This window comes from Halomonas sp. DP8Y7-1 (assembly GCF_019801685.1).
Classification (GTDB): domain Bacteria; phylum Pseudomonadota; class Gammaproteobacteria; order Pseudomonadales; family Halomonadaceae; genus Halomonas; species Halomonas litopenaei_A.
On sequence record NZ_JAHVIN010000003.1, the window covers coordinates 136,048 to 153,584 of the forward strand.

Below are 17,537 nucleotides of genomic sequence, written 5' to 3' on the forward strand. Positions count from 1 at the left end.
GCCAGTAGGTACCTGGCACTGCGCCTAAGTATCTCGATCCCGTGGCGGCCTCAATCCCGTGGCGGCAGCAGATGGGCCAGCTGCCAATCTTCCATTCGCTGCGTCAGGTGGGCACGCACCTGGGCCGGGGTATCCAAGGCCAGCGTCTGCGTGACTAGCTCTGCCGCGTCCTGACGGGTCACGCGACGGATGGCAGCACGCACCCTGGGCAGGTTCGGGCCGTTCATGGACAGCACTCTGAAGCCCATTCCCATCAGCAGCAGTGCTCCCGCAGGATCACCGGCCAACTCGCCGCACACCGACGTTGGCACACCCAGCTCGTCACTTTCTGCTGCCAGACGATACAGTGCCGACAGCACCGCCGGATGGCAGGAGTCATAGAGATCCGCCACGCGTGGATTGTTGCGATCCACCGCCAGCAGGTACTGGGTCAGGTCGTTGCTGCCCACCGAGAAGAAGTCGACCCGAGCTGCCAGTGCCTTGAGCTGATACAGGGTCGCCGGCACTTCCAGCATCACCCCCAGGCGCGGACGACGCACATCGACGCCTTCCTCGCCCAGCTCGACGATGGCGCGCTCGATCAACCTCAGGGTGTCGTCCACCTCGTTGACGTTGGTCACCATCGGCAGCAGCAGCTCCAGGTTGTCGAGGCCTTGTGAGGCTCTCAACATGGCCCGCAGCTGCACCATCAACACTTCGGGGTGATCCAGGGTCACGCGGATACCACGCCAACCCAGGAACGGATTGGCCTCCTCGATCGGGAAATAGGGCAGATCCTTGTCGCCACCGATGTCCAGCGTACGCATGACCACGGGCAGAGGGGAAAAGCTCTCCAACTGCTCGCGGTAGAGGCGTGTCTGTTCCTGCTCGCCGGGGAAGCGCTCGGTGATCATGAAAGGCACTTCCGTGCGATACAGCCCCACCCCGCCGATGCGCGTCTTCAATGACGCCACGGTATCGACCGTCAGGCCGGTGTTGACCATCAGGGTCATGGCGTGGGCATCCGGCGTCACGCTGGGCAGGTCCTGCTCGTGCTCGAGCATGGCCGCCAGGGCCTTCTCCTCATTGATCAGGCTCTGGTAATGGGCCACCAGCTCTGGCCCGGGCCGCACGAATACACGCCCGCGGTGGCCGTCCATGACCAAGGGGGCACCGTCCAGGCGAGGCAGCGGCAGGTCGACCATCCCCGACACCAGCGGAATACCCATTGCTCGGGCAATGATGGCCACATGGGAGTTGCTGGAACCCCGCACCGAAATCAACCCACCGAGGCGCTCCCGCGGGACCTCGCCCAGCAGGGCAACGCTGATCTCGTCACCGATAAGAATGGCGCCCTTGGGATAGTGCTCCGGCAGGCGTGGGGATTCCTCCTGGAGGTGCGCCAGCACGCGCCGCCCCAGGTCACGCACGTCCGCCGCGCGCTCCCGCAGGTAGTCGTCATCCACGCGCTCCAGGTACTGCACGTGACGGCGGACCACGTCGGCCAGCGCCCCGGGCGCCCATTGCCCTTCGCGGATGCGCTTTTCGACTTCCTGGGATAGCGCCGCCTCTCCCAGCATCTGCTGGTACACATCGAACAGCGCCAGCTCCTGGGTAGAGATACGATTGGCGAGGCGCTCGCCTGCCGCGCGAATCTCGTCACGCACCCGCGCGATGGCCTCCTTGAGGCGAGCGATCTCGTACTCCACATCGGTGGGAATCAGGTCAGGCACGCTATCCAGATCCGCCGGGGGTGACAGCACCACCGCTTCACCGATGGCCATTCCCGGGGATGCCGCCACCCCGACAAAGGTTGCCTGGACACCGGGAAAGGCCGGACAGGTCAGACCACCGGTGGCCAGCGCATGGGCCAGCACACCCGCCAGCTGAGCGCCCATGGTGACCAGAAAGGCCTCATCGGATTCGTCATAGCGTCGTCGTTCGGTCTGCTGCACCACCAGTACGCCGAGCATGCGCCGCTGGTGAATGATGGGAACGCCAAGGAAACTGGAATAGCGCTCTTCGCCGGTGGCCTCGAAATAGCGGAAGCTGGGATGCGCCTGGGCATCTTCCAGGTTGAGAGGCTCTTCCCTGCGTGCAACGGTACCTACCAGCCCCTCGCCCACCGGAAGCGCCACCTGGCCCACGGCCTGGGTACGCAGGCCGATGGTCTCCATCAGGACCAGGGCTTCACGTTCGCTGTCGTAGAGATAGAACGAGCAGACGTCGGTCTGCATCGCCTTGCGCGTGCGCCGAACGAGGGTCGCCAGCGCAGCGTCCAGGCTGCGCGCGCTGTTGACCTCTTGAATGATGCGTTGAAGGACCTTGAGCATGAAAGGCCTCACCCCTGTTCTTGTACTGGTCCGGTCAAGGGGCGACCGAACAATGATTGGGGACCATCTTGCCAGGTCAGCGGGCTCGCCGGACAAGATCGCCACACGCGCCGGATCATCCTTTCTCCAGCACCAGGCTCTGGGCACGGGGTAACAGTTCCCGTAACGCCCTGCGGTAGACCTCCCTCTTGAACGGCACTACCTGTCCTAGCGGATACCAGTAGCTGACCCAACGCCAGCCGTCGAACTCCGGCTTGGCGGTGCCATCTACACAGATGCGGTTTTCCTGACAGCGGATACGCAACAGGAACCACTTCTGCTTCTGTCCAATGCACACTGGGCGCGAGTGTGTGCGAACCATGCGTCGCGGCAGGCGGTAGCGCAGCCACCCCCTGGTGCAGGCCAGAATCTCCACGTCCTCGGCGGTCAGGCCGATCTCTTCATGAAGCTCTCTGAACAAGGCCTGCTGTGGCGTCTCATCAGACTTGATGCCTCCCTGGGGAAATTGCCACGCGTTCTGCCCTACCCGACGCGCCCAAAGCAGCTGCCCCAGGTCGTTGACGATGATGATGCCAACGTTGGGGCGAAAGCCGTCTGCGTCGATCACGGGCTTCACCTTTTTAATCGGTATTGACTGCATTCTTCCACAATGGCTTGAAGCGCATCAATACGACATCTCGAACCCCTGGCGACCTTCTGACATAATCGCCCCTTTTGCGGCCTCCCCGAACCACACGGCCATGGGTCCCTTGAGCGCTATCGTCGCGGGCGGATCCACCCACAATGCCGGGGCAGGAGGCCATGTCACGCATGCGCTGGGAGACACCGAGTGAGTCTGGCGATCTTCGATTTGGATAATACCCTGCTGTCGATCGACAGCGATCATGCCTGGGGCGAGTTTCTGCTCGAACAGGGCGCCGTGGACCCGGTGGCTTACCGCGAGGCAAATGATCGCTTCAAGGCGGACTACGATGCCGGACGCCTGGACATGATGGCGTTTCTCGAGGTGGCCCTGAAGCCACTGGCGGACAATTCCATGGAGCAGCTGGCCGCCTGGCATCAGCAGTTCATGGTCAGCAAGATCGAGCCCAACATCCTGCCCCTGGCGGAAGAGCTGATCGCCCGTCATCGCACCCGCGGTGACACTCTGTTGATCATCACCGCCACCAATCGCTTCATTACGGCTCCCATCGCCGAGCGCCTTGGCATCGACGAGCTGATCGCCGTCGAACCGGAAATCCAGGATGGCCGCTACACCGGTCGGGTCAGCGGCACGCCCAGCTTTCAGCAAGGCAAGGTCACCCGGTTGCAGCAGTGGCTCGATACCCGCGACGACACCCTGGACGGTGCCTGGTTCTACAGCGACTCCCACAATGACCTGCCGCTGCTGGAAATGATCGACCATCCTGTGGCGGTGGACCCGGACCCGGCCCTGCGCGAAGTCGCCGAGGCCCGCGGCTGGAAGATCATCAGCCTGAGAGACTGAGCCGACCGGGCCTTTATCTCAGGGGGTCTGTCTCAGGGGGTCTGTCTCAGGGGGTCTGTCTCAGGGGGTCTGTCTCAGGGGGTCTGTCTCAGGGGGGCTGTCTCAGGGGCCCTGTCTCCGCCCCCTGCCGCTCTGGTTTCTGGTTTCCGCCGACAGGCACGCCCTACAGGCAAAAAAAGCCCCATCGCGATGCGATGGGGCTTTTGCGTATCAGACAGTGCATCCAAGACAGTGCATGGCTGACGGGCACCGCCTAGGGCTGATCAGCCCAGCAGGTGCTCGACGGCAGCACGCTCTTCGCGCAGCTCGTCTTCGGTAGCCTTCATCTTGCCACGGCTGAACTCGTCGACTTCCAGACCCTGGACGATCTCGTACTTGCCGTCCTTGCACACCACCGGGTAGGAATACATGATGCCCGGCTCGACGCCGTAGCTGCCGTCAGCGGGGATACCCATGCTGACGATGCCGTCGCTGCCCAGCGCCCAGTCGCGCATGTGGTCGATGGCGGCAGAAGCTGCAGAGGCAGCAGAAGACGCGCCACGGGCCTTGATGATGGCCGCACCGCGCTGCTGTACGGTGGGAATGAAGTCGTTCTCGTACCAGTCACGCTCGACCAGATCGAACGCCGGCTTGCCGTCCACCTTGCAGTGGGACAGGTCGGGATACTGAGTGGCGCTGTGGTTGCCCCACACGATCATGCTGTCGACGTCGGTGACGTGCTTGCCCGCTTTCTGGGCCAGCTGGGTCTTGGCACGGTTGTGGTCAAGACGCATCATCGCGGTGAACTGACCCGGATCGAGGTCCGGTGCGTTGCAGGATGCGATCAGTGCGTTGGTGTTGGCCGGGTTGCCCACCACCAGCACGCGGATGTCACGGCTGGCGCTGTCATTGATGGCCTTGCCCTGGGCCGAGAAGATGGCCGCGTTAGCTTCGAGCAGATCCTTGCGCTCCATGCCCGGTCCGCGCGGACGAGCGCCGACCAGCAGAGCAAAATCAGCGTCCTTGAAGGCCACGTTGGCATCGTCGGTGGCAACGATGTCCTGAACCAGCGGGAAGGCACAGTCATTGAGCTCCATCACGACGCCATTCAGCGCTTCCATGGCCGGAGTGATCTCGAGCAGCTGCAGGATGACCGGCTGATCCGGGCCGAGCATGTCGCCGGCGGCAATACGGAAAGCGAGAGAGTAGCTGATCTGACCGGCGGCGCCGGTGATGGCAATACGGACGGGGTCTTTCATTTTGGCTCCTTGGGATTGTCGCCGTGGAAGGCCCGGGATCGGCAGGGACATCCTCGGCCGTCACCGGCGGCAAAGGCTGCTGACGGTCACTGCGATAGATGCCCTGACTGCCCAGGCGGCGTTCAGGACGCGGAAAATCTTATGCCTGCAGTGCACAAAACTCAATCGACCCGGTACGAATGGACCACAAACACCCCGACTTGACCGGCAGCATGACGCCGCCAATGGCAGCGGGGCGTGACCGGCGGCCACGCCATGGCCACGCTTCATGGGGTCAGGAAACACCCTCGGCAGGCGCGTGAGCGTCGTGCAGGCGCGATATCAACTGATCTTCCAGGCCAAAGCGCTCGGACAGGCCCTTCTTCAGGCGCTCGAGCCAGGCCGGCAGGCGCGGCAGGAACCGCTGACAGCGCACCGGGGTAGAGTAATCCTCGTCAAACGACAGCACCAGTTCGGTGGACATTTCGAGCCGTTCCAGCAGACGATCCGCGAGATTGAGGGCAGCGGTGTCATCGAAGGCACGGGCCTCTTCCCGCAACTGCGGATAGACCTCGAAATGCCCCGCGCTGATGTAGTCCATCAACGTCTCGCTGAAACTGTCGATACGCTCCTTGGTGATGGTCTCGAGATCTGCATCACAGGACTGTTCGAGCTCGCTTAGCACCTCCAGCAGATGCTCGCGCTGCTCAAGCCAGCGATCGATCAGCTGATGGACTCCTCCCCAGCGTTCGCTGGCAGACTTGCAATCTTCCAACATGGCGGCCTCCCTAGCGCTGCCTCACCACGAAAATGCGCGGATCAACAGACTCACTCCAGAAGACCGCCCTGTCAACGCATGCATGCCAAGTACCTGATTGGCCGTTGCCGATTCCCCCTGCTCGGCACAACAGCGCCGCTCAACTTGTCCGCTAGGGGACCGGGCGGCGAGCGCTGTCAACCGTTCCAGCGATAGCCGGTAGAGCTTCGGCGAAGGGTCGTCAGCATGGCAATCGGCACCACCAGCAATACGACAAAGCCGATCAGCGTCCAACCGGGCAGCGACAAGCCCAGCAGCCGCCCACCCACTTCAGCGCACTCACCAGAACCGGTCAGGACCATGGACACCACCTGGGAAAGCGGCAGGATATCCACCATGTAATCGAGGCCAGGCCCACAGCTGGGCACCTGGTCAGCGGGCAACGATTGCAGCCACAGATGGCGCATGGCCAGCCCCGCCCCCGCAAGTACCGCGATGGCCGCCACGATGCTGTAGACAGCCCCAGCAAGACGCCCCTCGGGCCCATGCAGCGCAGCAATGGCAAACACGACCCCCGCCGCGATGACCGCCACTCGCTGGAACACACACAGCGGACACGGCTCGAGTCCCACCACGTGCTCCAGCACCAGCGCTACCGCCATCATCATCACGCAGAACCCCAGCCCCACAAGGCTCCACTGCCGCAGACTCCATTCGCTCATTTAAGACGTTCTCCAGTCGGTGGCGTCATGTCCATCGGGGTCAGGGCACGGGTTTCTCGTGCCCGTGCAAAGTAATCTTCCAGAAAATCGGCAAAGGCCGTGCTGTCGTCCGCCTCGATGTCACGCTGCTGCTGATGCGAGGTCTCGACCAGCTCGTCCAGCATTCCCTGGCGCGAGCGATTGAGCGGTGTGCTCGCCAGCGTCTCGGCCTGCTCTCGAGCGATCGCCAGCATGGCATCGACGAACTCCTCGCCGGTCTCTTCCAGACGCGCCAGCAGACGCGCTGACGGCGTCAGCGAAGGGTCGTCAATGCGCGGCGCGAGGGCATCGACGGCATCCAGGTGAGGACTGCCCTCCTCCAGCTGGTCGAGCAGCCTGGCGACCTCACGCATGTCGGCGATGATCCCATGGCTCCACTCGGCCATTTCTCGGACCTGCCCTCGGTCATTGAGTTCAAGTCCCGGCTTGCGCCCCTGCTCCACCACCAGACGACGATTGTCGTCCAGATGATCGCACTCCTCATCTGAAATCCACGGGCTGTCCGACAGCAGGCACCAGACCAGGAAGGTATCGAGGAAGCGCGTCTGTTGTGCATCGATTCCCAGGGTCGCGAAGGGATCGATATCCAGGCAGCGCACCTCGATGTACTCGACGCCCCTGGCCTCGAGCGCCTGGCTCGGGGTTTCGTCGTGGCGCGTCACCCGCTTGGGCCGAATATCGCTGTAATACTCGTTTTCGATCTGCAGGATATTGGCGTTCAGCTGGTTCCAGCGTTCCCCGTCACGGACACCAAGGGCGGCGTAGTCTGGCCAGGCGGTGGAGATCGCGTGGCGCAGCGTGTTGACGTAGTTCGACAGCGAGTTGAAGCAGATCTTCAGCTGATCCTGGACCTTGTTCTGATAGCCCAGATCCGACATCCGCAGGCTGGTGGCATAGCGCGATACCAGGGTGTTCTCACCCAGTCGCTCCAGACCTTTCGGCACGCTGCCATCGGGCAGGAAACTGGTATCGAGCGCCGGCGAGGCCCCAAACAGGTACAGCAGCAACCAGCTATGGCGGCGGAAGTTACGAATCAGACCGAAATAGCGCGCCGAACGGTACTCGCCCATCGACATGGCTTCCTGCTCGTCCAGCGTCTTGAGCAGAGTCCACAGGTCATCCGGCAGGGACACATTGTAGTGAATCCCGGCGATCGACTGCATGATGCGTCCATAGCGGGCGTCCAAGCCACGCCGGTAGACGTGCTTCATGGTGCCGACATTGGACGTGCCGTAGTCAGCGATCGGCACGCTGTCATTGCCTTCCAGCCGGGACGGCATGCTGGCAGGCCAGATCCATTCCCCATCGAGCTGGCGATAGGTATAGCGATGGAGGTCGGCCAGAAACTCCAGGGCCTCATCCGGACGGCTATAGACCGGCGTGATGTACTCCAGCAGCGATTCGGAGTAATCCGTGGTGATATGCGGATGGGTCAGTTTCGAACCCAGCGCCCGTGGGTGAAAGGTCGCCGCGATACGACCGCGGTCATCGACCCTTAGCCCCTCTTTTTCGATGCCTCGGCGCAGACGGCCGAAGCGTCGCGCAGCCGCGGGGCCGCGCAGTCGTTCGAGGAGCGAGGAAAGCTGAGTGGACAAGGTGAACACCCCGTGTCATGGAAGGGCCCGGGGGCCTGCTTCGTGTGGCGGCGACGGCAGCGGGCGCTACTGCGCCCGCCCTTGTGGTCGCCAGATTATGGCGATCCGTCGACAGGATTCAAGAACGCCCCTGCTTGGCCTTGAGCAAGGCGGCCCCCAGTGCGCCCATCGGCGCAGCGGAAGCGTCCTCCTTGCCGCCACCGTTGCCCCGCTGGCGGCGCCCCTGTCCAGGCTGGCTCTTGCCACCGCCTTCGCGACGACGAGGTGCCTGCCTGGAGTCGCCTGCCTCGGCGTCCGGGGTGTCATCCAGGCGCATCGACAGTCCAATGCGAGCGCGCGGCAGGTCGACGTTCATCACCTTGACCTTGACGATATCCCCGGCCTTGACCACGCTGCGGGGATCTTCGACGAAGCGGTCGGACAGTGCCGAAATGTGCACAAGGCCGTCCTGGTGGACGCCGATGTCGACAAAGGCCCCGAAGTGGGTGACGTTGGTCACGGTGCCTTCCAGCACCATGCCTGGCTCCAGATCCTTCAGCGTTTCGACGCCTTCACGGAACTGCGCCGCACGAAACTCCGGACGCGGGTCGCGACCCGGCTTGTCGAGTTCCGAGATGATGTCGCTGACGGTGGGCACACCGAAGCGCTCATCGGCGTAGTCGGCGGGTTTCAGCGACTTCAGCGTCGCGCTGTCACCGATCAGTCCAGCCACCTCTCGACCACTGCCAGCGGCAATGCGTTCGACCAGCGGATAGGCTTCCGGGTGAACCGCGCTGGCATCCAGCGGGTTGCTGCCGTTCATGATGCGCAGAAAGCCGGCACACTGCTCGAAGGTCTTGGGCCCCAGCCGGGACACGTCCAGCAGGTCGCGACGATCGCGGAAGACACCCTTGGCATTTCGCTGCAGCACGATGTTCTCGGCCAGCCCCGGATTGAGGCCGGCCACCCGTGACAGCAGCGCCGACGACGCGGTATTGAGGTCCACCCCGACCGCGTTGACACAGTCTTCAATAACCGCTTCCAGACTGCGGGACAGCTGCACCTGGGACACGTCATGCTGGTACTGGCCGACACCGATGGATTTCGGTTCAATCTTGACCAGTTCCGCCAGCGGATCCTGCAGACGACGGGCAATCGACACCGCACCACGAATGGTCACATCGAGATCCGGCAGCTCTCGGGCGGCATATTCAGACGCGGAATAGACCGAAGCCCCGGCCTCGGACACCATCACCTTGGACAGGCCAGGATCCTTCATCGACTTCAGCAGGTCGCCGGCCAGGCGGTCGGTCTCCCGGCTGGCGGTGCCATTGCCTACCGCAATCAACGCCACATCGTGCTTCTTGACCAGCTTTGCCAGTTCGGCCAGAGAGGCGTCCCACTGATTGCGCGGTGCATGGGGGAAGATGGTGGCCTGCTCGAGGAACTGCCCCGTCGCATCGACCACCGCCACCTTGCAGCCGGTACGCAGACCCGGGTCGATGGCCAGGGTCGACTTGGGCCCCGCCGGCGCGGCCAGCAGCAGGTCCTTCAGGTTGGCGGCAAAGACATCGATGGCCTCGCCTTCGGCACGTTCGCGCAGGCGCCCCATCAGCTCTGTCTCGAGGTGGGTATACAGCTTCACTCGCCACGTCCAGCGCACGACTTCGGCAAGCCAGCGATCCGCCTTGCGGCCCTCATCGGTGATGCTGACATGCTTGGCGATGGCCACCTGCGCAGGATGCACCGGTGCCTCGTCCTCTCCCGGCAGGCGCAAGGACAGCGCCAGCACGCCCTCGTTGCGGCCGCGGAACATGGCCAGGGCCCGGTGAGAAGGCACCTTGGCCAGAGCTTCATCATGCTCGAAGTAATCGGAGAACTTCGCGCCTTCCTGCTCCTTGCCGGCAATCACCCTGCTGGACAGCTCGCCTTCGCTCCACAGGCGCTCACGCAGGCGACCCACCAGTTCCGGGTCCTCGGCAAAGCGCTCCATCAGGATCTGCTTGGCGCCATCCAGGGCTGCCTTGGCATCCTCGATGGCGGGCGTCTCGCCTTCCGCCGGACGCAGGTAGGCTTGAGCCTCGTGCTCGGGGTCCAGGGTCGGATCCGCCAGCAGGGCGTCAGCCAGTGGCTCAAGGCCAGCCTCACGGGCAATCTGGGCCTTGGTCCGACGCTTCTTGCGATAGGGAAGGTACAAATCTTCCAGGCGCTGCTTGGTGTCGGCCGAGCGAATGCTGGCGGCCAGCGCGTCGGTCAGCTTGCCCTGCTCGTCGATGGCGGCGAGCACCGCTTCCCGGCGCTCCTCGAGCTCACGCAGGTAACCTAGCCGTTCTTCCAGCGTGCGCAGCTGAGTGTCGTCCAGTCCGCCGGTGACTTCCTTGCGGTAACGTGCGATGAAAGGCACCGTCGCGCCGCCATCCAGCAGCTCGACGGTAGCAGAGATCTGAGATGCCTTGACCGCGAGCTCTTCGGCCAGGCGGGCAATGATCTTGGCGTTAGCGTCCATGAAATCCTTGGCAATACGACGTCAATGATCCCGCCAAGGTATCACAAAGCGACTGTCGACGCCGCCGCTACCCACTGCCGAGGATCAAGGACAGAAACCCTGATGAAACGGGCGCCGGGGCATGCCGCCAATGGCTATCCGGTACACCCCGGCAGCCTCCCTGGCATGCGCCCAGTCGCCTCGATGGGAGGTCAGGCGGGCACGAACTTCAGCGCGACGCCATTGTTGCACCAGCGCAGACCGGTGGGATCCGGGCCGTCCTCAAAGACGTGACCATGATGACTACCACAGCGGGCACAGTGATATTCGGTGCGCGGCCAGAGAATCTTGTAGTCCACGCTGGTCAGCAAATGCCCCGGCACATGGTCAAAGAAGCTTGGCCAGCCGGTACCGGAGTCATACTTCATCGCACTGGTGAACAGCAGCAGGTCGCAGCCGGCACAGCGGAATTCTCCCTCACGCTTCTCATTGTCCAGAGGGCTTGAGCCTGCAGGTTCAGTGCCCTCCTCGCGCATCACGTCATATTGTGCCGGCGTCAGGCGCTCGCGCCATTCGTCCTCGCTCAGCTCCAGCGGCTCGATATCCGGGCTACGCGTCAAATCCAGCTCAGGGCGAGCGTTAGCCACGGCTGGCACCATACTGGCCAGGCCGCCAAGCCCGATAAGCGCCAAGAAGTTGCGTCGTTTCATTGTGCTGTCTCCTGCGTCAGGGTCGCTGCTCAGTCGCACCGATATCACTCGACCTTACAGCCGCACGGCCATGCCGTTGTCATTATCGACTAACAAAAAAAGGAGAAGGCTTTCGCCTTCTCCTCTCTCGACCGCGCCGCTTACCCAAGGTTCCTCTCTGGCAAGGTTCCCGCTGGCAGCGCCGGTGCGGCGTCTAGACCAGGCTCGGCCCGGCCTTGACGATGGCGTCGCTGACGCCGTCGAACTTCTTGAAGTTCTCGACAAACTTGGCCGCCAGCTCGTCGCGCTTGCGGTCGTAGGCCGCGAGGTCTTCCCAGGTCTGACGGGGATCCAGCAGACGCGACTCGACGCCGGGCACCGCCGTGGGTACGGACAGGTTGAGGCCGTCGATCTGGCGAGTTTCGACGTCGCGCAGTACGCCGGATTGAATGGCGTGGATGATGGCGCGTGTCGTGGGAATGGAGAAACGTGAACCGCCTTCACCATAGGCACCACCGGTCCAGCCGGTGTTGACCAGGTAGACCTGGGCATCCTTCTCTTCGACGCGCTTGATCAGAAGGTCGGCATACTCGCGCGCAGGGCGCGGGAAGAACGGCGCACCGAAGCAGGTGGAGAACGTTGCTTCAAGGCCGCTGGAAGAGCCCATTTCGGTCGAACCCACCTTGGCGGTATAGCCGGACAGAAAGTGATAGGCAGCAGCTTCCTTGGACAGCACGGACACCGGCGGCAGGACGCCGCTCATGTCGCAGGTCAGGAAGACGATGGCGCTTGGCTCGCCGGCACGGTTTTCCGCCACACGCTTTTCCACGTGCTCCAGCGGATACGCCGCCCGGGAATTCTGGGTCAGGCTGTCGTCGGCGTAGTTGGGCTCACGACGGTCGTTGAGCACCACGTTTTCCAGCACGGTGCCGAACTTGATGGCATTCCAGATGACCGGCTCATTCTTCTCGGACAGGTCGATGCACTTGGCGTAGCACCCGCCTTCAAAGTTGAACACGGTACCTACGCCCCAACCATGCTCGTCGTCACCAATCAGGAAACGACCTGGATCCGCCGACAGGGTGGTCTTGCCGGTGCCGGACAGACCGAAGAACAACGTGGTCTCACCGTCCTCGCCAACGTTGGCGCTGCAGTGCATCGGCAGCACGTCGAGCTCGGGCAGCAGGAAGTTCTGCACCGAGAACATGGCCTTCTTCATTTCACCGGCGTAACGCATGCCGGCGATCAACACCCGGCGCTTGGCGAAGTTGATGATCACGCAGCCGTCGGAATTGGTGCCGTCACGGCTCGGGTCACACACAAAGTGAGGTGCGTTGAGAATGGCCCACTCGTCCTTGCGCGAAGGGTTATAGGCCTCGGGACGCACGAACATGGTACGGCCGAACAGGTTGTGCCATGCCGTTTCCGTGGTCACCCGAACCGGCAGGTAGTGAGTCGGGTCGCTGCCCACGTGCAGCTCGCTGACGTAGCTGTCCTGCTCACCCAGATAGCCTTCCACTCGCGTCCACAGGGCATCGAAGCGCTCGGCGTCGAAGGGACGGTTGACGTTGCCCCAGTCGATCTTGGCGCTGGTGGACGGCTCATCGACGATAAAGCGGTCCTTGGGCGAGCGACCAGTGCGTTCGCCGGTCTTGACCACGAGGGCTCCGTGGGAGGCCAGACGGCCCTCGCCATTGGCCACCGCGCGCTCGATGAGCTCGGCAGTACTGAGGTTGACGTGAACGACGGGAGACTGCTGGGTGGTGGTCATAGGATTCCTGGGCCTTCGGCTTCTCTCTCGTGGACTGGCACCGCCTGGTCAAAGGAGCGATGCGTTGGATCCGGCGCGTCGGCTACGCGGTTAAACCGTCTTCTGCGATGACGTGGCATCGTCCGAGCAACGACACGGGCAGGATCGGCGGCGATTATGACAAAAAACTTCAGCGCAGGAAATGCCCATTTTTCAAGACGTTATTGTAGTTTAACTACAACATGATGAAGGTTTTCGGGCATTTCCTGTCATTTGACTACACGCCCTATTCCGCTACGAGCAGCCGTGCCCGGTGCCACCCCCCAAGGCCACAGCCTCAGTGCACCGTGGCGGTATCCGCGTCGGGGTTCTCCAGCAGCGACTCCACATCGGCGGCAGTGAACACGTAGCGGGTGTGACAGAAGTGACATTGGGTCTCGATGTCGCCCTGCTCCGCGACGACGTGTCGCAACTCGTCTTCCCCTAGGGACAGCAGCCCCCCGGCAATACGTGCCCTTGAGCAGGTACAGCCGAAGCGCAACGCCTTGGCGTCGAAGACGCGCAGAGATTCCTCATGGAACAGCCGTGTCAGCAGCGTCGATGCCTCCAGGGACAGCAGTTCCTCGTCCTTGAGCGTTTCGCCCAGATGGCAGGCGCGATCCCAGGCGTCATCATCCTGATTCAATGATTCATCGGGCAACCGCTGCAGCAGCATACCGCCGGCGTTGACCCCGTCCGCTGCCAGCCACAGACGGGTAGGCAGCTGTTCCGACTGGGTGAAGTAGGCTTCCAGGCATCCCGCCAGGCTGGCGTGCTCAATGCCGACGATGCCCTGATAGCGGCGTCCCTCACGGGGGTCCAGGGTGATCACGATCTGGCCGTCGCCTACCAGCGAACGAAAGCCCTCCTGGTCTCCAGGCAGGGCCGCCCCCTCTGCCAGGCGAGCGATGGCCCGAAGCTCACCACCGGGGTTGGACTCGGCCATGAGCAGGGAAACGTCACCGCTGCCACGCACTTCGATGGTCATGGTGCCGTCGAGCTTGACGGTGTCGGTCAGCAGCGCGACGGCAGCCAGCAGCTCGCCGAGCTGACGATTGATGGCAGCGGGATACTCGTGCCGTGTCAGTACATCGGCGTAAGCCTGTTCCAGGCGAGTCACCTCGCCGCGCACATTGGTGTTATCGATGATGAATCGCTGAATCTGATCAATCATGTAAAGCGTCTCGGTAGGCGCGCCTCACAGGACGCGCTTAGAAAAAGAAGGATGGACCGTGCGTTCGGACATTTCGAGCTGACGCTCGACGGGGCAGGCTCAGGACCCGCCTTCGCGCTGAAAGCGCTTGATGTCTCTGCGGGCGCGTTTGTCCGGCCGCTTGTGGGGATGCTGAAAGACCTCGTTGGCCTGGCGGCGCTGCTCGGCCTCGCGCTCTCTGCGCTCACGGCTCTGCTCGGTCTCCTGATACAACAGCCTGGCCTCGGGGGCACCACGACGCTGCTCACTGACCTGAACCACCTCGACCTCCCAGACATCCCAGCCCTGGGGCGCACGAATGCGCATCCCGGGGCTCACCAGCTTGCTGGTCTTGGCCTTGGCCCCATCGACTTCCACCTTGCCGCCCTCGATGGCCTTCTTGGCCAGCGCGCGGGTCTTGAAGAAGCGTGCCGCCCACAGCCATTTGTCGAGTCGAACGCTATCCACGAGCAACGCCTCCCGGGACCTCAGGCATGATTTCGGCAAAACGACCAAGCGCCACGAAATCCTTGAGCGTCTTCTCGGGCCGGCGGCTGTCCGGCTGACGAATCCCCAGCAGATGACGGATGCCGTACTCACGTGCACTTTCCAACACGTGAGCGTTGTCGTCGATGAACAGCGTGCGTTGACGGTCGAAGGGTTCGATCTCGTTCAGCGCATGCCAGAAGGCTTGCTCTTCCTTGGGTTCGCCAATATCGGCCGACGACACGATGGCATCAAGATACTCGTCGAGGCCAGTCAGCGGCAGCTTGAGCGCCAGACTCTCGCGGTCTGCATTGGTGGCCAGCACCACCCGCGGGTGAGCACTCTTGAGCCAGCCAAGAAAATCCAGCGCATCGCCACGCAGGCCGATAAGATGCTGTACCTCTCGCTTGAGCGCGACGATATCCACATCAAGCTCGCGACTCCAGTAAGACAGGCTGTACCAGTTGAGCGTGCCCTGCTCGCGGATAATGCGCTTGCGCACGACGTCCTGAGTCGCTTCGTCCAGCTTGTGCAGTTCCACATAACGACGCGGCAGGTGCTCGAGCCAGAAATGGCTGTCGAAATGCAGGTCCAGCAGGGTGCCGTCCATATCCAGCAATACGGTATCGATGGTGTCCCAATCGATCATTACGTCTCTCCAGCTCGTGTGCCGCCCGGTTGCCGTGACCCGGCCGCTACCGCCAGGCAAACGGCTTCCCGGAAGACCGTCAGCGTAACGTGTTAGTGTACCTCAAAGGCATTCGGGCTCGCATGCGCTCCGGCGCTGGCCGGACCCTGTGGCCAAGGCCAGGACGATCGACTCGGCCAGCACGAGAGCCCCCGCCTTCCCATTGACGCCAGGAGAAGCCATGGAAGACCGTACCCGGGAGAAACCCCACATTCTGTCGCGCAAGACCGTCGCCGAAAGCCGCCTGTTTCGCGTGGAGGAGCTCGACCTGCGCTTTTCCAATGGCGCCGAACGACGCTTCGAACGACTGCTGGGTAATGGACAGGGGATTGGCGCGGTGATGATCGTGGCCATGCCCGACCCTGAACATGTCCTGCTGATTCGCGAGTACGCCGCAGGGTTCGAGGACTACGTGCTGACCCTGCCCAAGGGCGTCGTCGATCCAGGTGAGGACATCGTCACCGCGGCCAATCGGGAGCTGATGGAGGAGTGCGGCGTCGGCGCGAGACGCATCGAACCGCTGATCGAACTGTCACTGTCACCCAACTACATGCGACAGCGCATCCAGGTCATGCTGGCCAGCGACCTCTACCCCCAGCGCCTCGAGGGAGACGAACCGGAGCCGCTGGTTGTCGAAACCCATGCCCTGGACAGTCTTCCCGCCCTGCTGGCCCGGGAAGACTTTCATGAGGCGCGTGCCATCGCCGCACTCTACATTGCACGGGACCGGCTGCGCGGCGACCAGCCTGACAACCGGCTCTGGTGAACGCTACTGGAGGCAACCTCAGCGCCTGGCGTGCAGACGCCTCAAGTTGCTGTTGCCCTCTTTCAGACGTACCCAGCGTCCTTGACGATAGCTGTCGAGCCCCGCCTCAAGCAGCGTCATGACATCCACCGCCTGCTCTCCGGTGACGGGGGGCGGGTCGCCATGAAGCAGGGTCTGAGCAATGCCAGCGTAGAAAGCAGGATAGTTGCCGGGCACCGACGGACAGGATTCGCTGATCAACTCAGGCTCCTCGGCGCTGCCGCGGTTCAGCGTCAGCTGACCCGGAGAGTCATCGACACCCCAGTTGTCGCTTGGCGCCATCCCCTGCTTCAGCCAGCCCTCCTGGGGATCCAGCCCGTAGACCGAATAGCTGCCCTCGGTGCCGTGCACCACGAAGCGCGGGCTCGCCTCGGCCACCAGGGAGCTGGCCTGCAGCGTCACCCTCAAGCGGTCGTACTCGAGCAGCGCAAGAAAGTCATCATCGACCTCTGCTCCCTCTCGCGCCGTCGCCAGCTCCAGCAGGATCGCACGAGGCATTCCGAACAGCTCCCTGGCCTGGTCCAGCAGGTGGGGGCCAAGGTCGTACCAGATGCCGCCTCCCGGCTTGTGATGATCGCGCCAGCGGTTGGACACCGCCGGGCGATAGCGATCAAAGCGGGACGTGAACGACGTCACCCGCCCAAGCCGTCCTTCCTCCAGCAACTGACGCACCGTCAGAAAGTCACAGTCCCAGCGACGATTGTGAAAAACACTGAGCAGAAGTTCCGACCGGTCGGCCTGGGCCCGCAGCTGACGCGCTTCAGAAGCTGACACGGTTACAGGCTTGTCCACTACCACGTGCTTGCCAGCCGCCAGCGCCGCCTTGGCCATGGCGTAATGCTGTTCATTGGGCGTCGCAATCACCACCAGGTCCACGTGGCGCACATCGAGCAACTCGCTGAGCTTGCCATGCACCGTGACATCCGGCAGGTCGTTCAACACCTTGGACGCATCGGAGCTCACCACCGCCGTCAACTCAAGTCCAGGCGCAGCCTGGATCAAGGGCGCATGGAACGTCCGTGACGCCATCCCGTACCCCACCAGCCCCACGTTAAGCGTCTGTGTCTTCATGTTCGGCCCCTGTGCCCGCGTTGCGCCCGTCTTGTCGAGGGCTTTATTGATCCGTCGATATCTATTGCTCCCAGCATGACCAAATCCTCGGAATTAATCGAGTTCCGGCACTCACGCTAGCCCCGGGCGAACGCAAGACGCCGGTCGCCACCCTCCAAGGCAGCCCACTGGGGTAGAAGGCTCAGTAACGTTGAAGGCCGGCATCAGCCGGCCTTCGATCACCTC

General features: G+C 63.0%; 15 protein-coding genes. 2 read left to right on the forward strand and 13 right to left on the reverse strand.

Annotated elements, in window-relative coordinates:
• Positions 1-50: 50 nt before the first annotated feature.
• Entirely contained in the window at positions 51-2,312 is a 2,262-nt protein-coding gene (ptsP, locus tag KUV41_RS02440) for a phosphoenolpyruvate--protein phosphotransferase (RefSeq protein ID WP_206941114.1), read from the reverse strand.
• A 115-nt stretch (positions 2,313-2,427) separates the two neighbouring features.
• Complete coding sequence (locus tag KUV41_RS02445) at positions 2,428-2,919, reverse strand: RNA pyrophosphohydrolase (RefSeq protein WP_206941116.1); 492 nt, start codon at positions 2,917-2,919, stop codon at positions 2,428-2,430.
• Positions 2,920-3,141: 222 nt separating this feature from the next.
• On the opposite strand from KUV41_RS02445, the gene KUV41_RS02450 reads away from it, so the two are divergent.
• Complete coding sequence (locus tag KUV41_RS02450; RefSeq protein WP_206941118.1) at positions 3,142-3,798, forward strand: HAD family hydrolase; 657 nt, start codon at positions 3,142-3,144, stop codon at positions 3,796-3,798.
• 263 nt (positions 3,799-4,061) lie between these two features.
• On the opposite strand, the gene KUV41_RS02455 is transcribed toward KUV41_RS02450, so the two are convergent.
• The 10 genes from KUV41_RS02455 to yrfG all read right to left on the reverse strand — a co-directional run bounded on the left by KUV41_RS02455 (position 4,062) and on the right by yrfG (position 15,397).
• Complete coding sequence (locus tag KUV41_RS02455) at positions 4,062-5,036, reverse strand: malate dehydrogenase (RefSeq protein WP_206941120.1); 975 nt, start codon at positions 5,034-5,036, stop codon at positions 4,062-4,064.
• 274 nt (positions 5,037-5,310) lie between these two features.
• On the reverse strand, positions 5,311-5,793 hold the full coding sequence (gene rsd / locus KUV41_RS02460; protein ID WP_206941122.1) for a sigma D regulator: 483 nt from the start codon (positions 5,791-5,793) through the stop codon (positions 5,311-5,313).
• A gap of 176 nt (positions 5,794-5,969) precedes the next feature.
• Positions 5,970-6,494, reverse strand: a complete 525-nt coding sequence (locus KUV41_RS02465; protein WP_222484017.1) for a disulfide bond formation protein B — start codon at positions 6,492-6,494, stop codon at positions 5,970-5,972.
• The gene (gene gshA, locus KUV41_RS02470) at positions 6,491-8,137 is read right to left on the reverse strand and encodes a glutamate--cysteine ligase (protein WP_409995779.1); all 1,647 of its coding nucleotides are present in this window, start codon (positions 8,135-8,137) and stop codon (positions 6,491-6,493) included. The genes KUV41_RS02465 and gshA overlap by 4 nt, the downstream gene beginning before the upstream one ends.
• A gap of 109 nt (positions 8,138-8,246) precedes the next feature.
• Positions 8,247-10,613, reverse strand: a complete 2,367-nt coding sequence (locus KUV41_RS02475) for a Tex family protein (RefSeq protein ID WP_222484019.1) — start codon at positions 10,611-10,613, stop codon at positions 8,247-8,249.
• Between the two features lie 191 nt (positions 10,614-10,804).
• Positions 10,805-11,302 carry a peptide-methionine (R)-S-oxide reductase MsrB gene (msrB, locus tag KUV41_RS02480; RefSeq protein WP_222484020.1) on the reverse strand — a complete coding sequence of 166 codons (498 nt, stop codon included), beginning with the start codon at positions 11,300-11,302 and terminating at the stop codon, positions 10,805-10,807.
• A gap of 193 nt (positions 11,303-11,495) precedes the next feature.
• Positions 11,496-13,052: a phosphoenolpyruvate carboxykinase gene (locus KUV41_RS02485; protein WP_206941133.1), complete on the reverse strand. Its 1,557-nt coding sequence runs from the start codon at positions 13,050-13,052 to the stop codon at positions 11,496-11,498.
• A gap of 316 nt (positions 13,053-13,368) precedes the next feature.
• Positions 13,369-14,244, reverse strand: coding sequence for an Hsp33 family molecular chaperone HslO (gene hslO / locus KUV41_RS02490; RefSeq protein WP_222484021.1), 876 nt, complete (start codon positions 14,242-14,244; stop codon positions 13,369-13,371).
• A gap of 99 nt (positions 14,245-14,343) precedes the next feature.
• The gene (locus tag KUV41_RS02495; RefSeq protein ID WP_206941138.1) at positions 14,344-14,730 is read right to left on the reverse strand and encodes an RNA-binding S4 domain-containing protein; all 387 of its coding nucleotides are present in this window, start codon (positions 14,728-14,730) and stop codon (positions 14,344-14,346) included.
• A complete protein-coding gene (gene yrfG / locus KUV41_RS02500) occupies positions 14,723-15,397 on the reverse strand; it encodes a GMP/IMP nucleotidase (protein WP_222484025.1) in 675 nt (224 codons plus the stop codon). Before yrfG ends, KUV41_RS02495 begins: the two co-directional genes overlap by 8 nt.
• Before the next feature lie 220 nt (positions 15,398-15,617).
• Between yrfG and nudE the strand changes: the two genes are divergently transcribed.
• Positions 15,618-16,202 (forward strand): ADP compounds hydrolase NudE, encoded by a 585-nt coding sequence (gene nudE, locus KUV41_RS02505; RefSeq protein WP_222237558.1) that lies wholly within the window; start codon positions 15,618-15,620, stop codon positions 16,200-16,202.
• Positions 16,203-16,220: 18 nt separating this feature from the next.
• Here the strand turns inward: nudE and KUV41_RS02510 are convergent, their stop codons facing one another.
• Complete coding sequence (locus tag KUV41_RS02510; protein WP_206941144.1) at positions 16,221-17,312, reverse strand: oxidoreductase; 1,092 nt, start codon at positions 17,310-17,312, stop codon at positions 16,221-16,223.
• Positions 17,313-17,537: the final 225 nt, after the last annotated feature.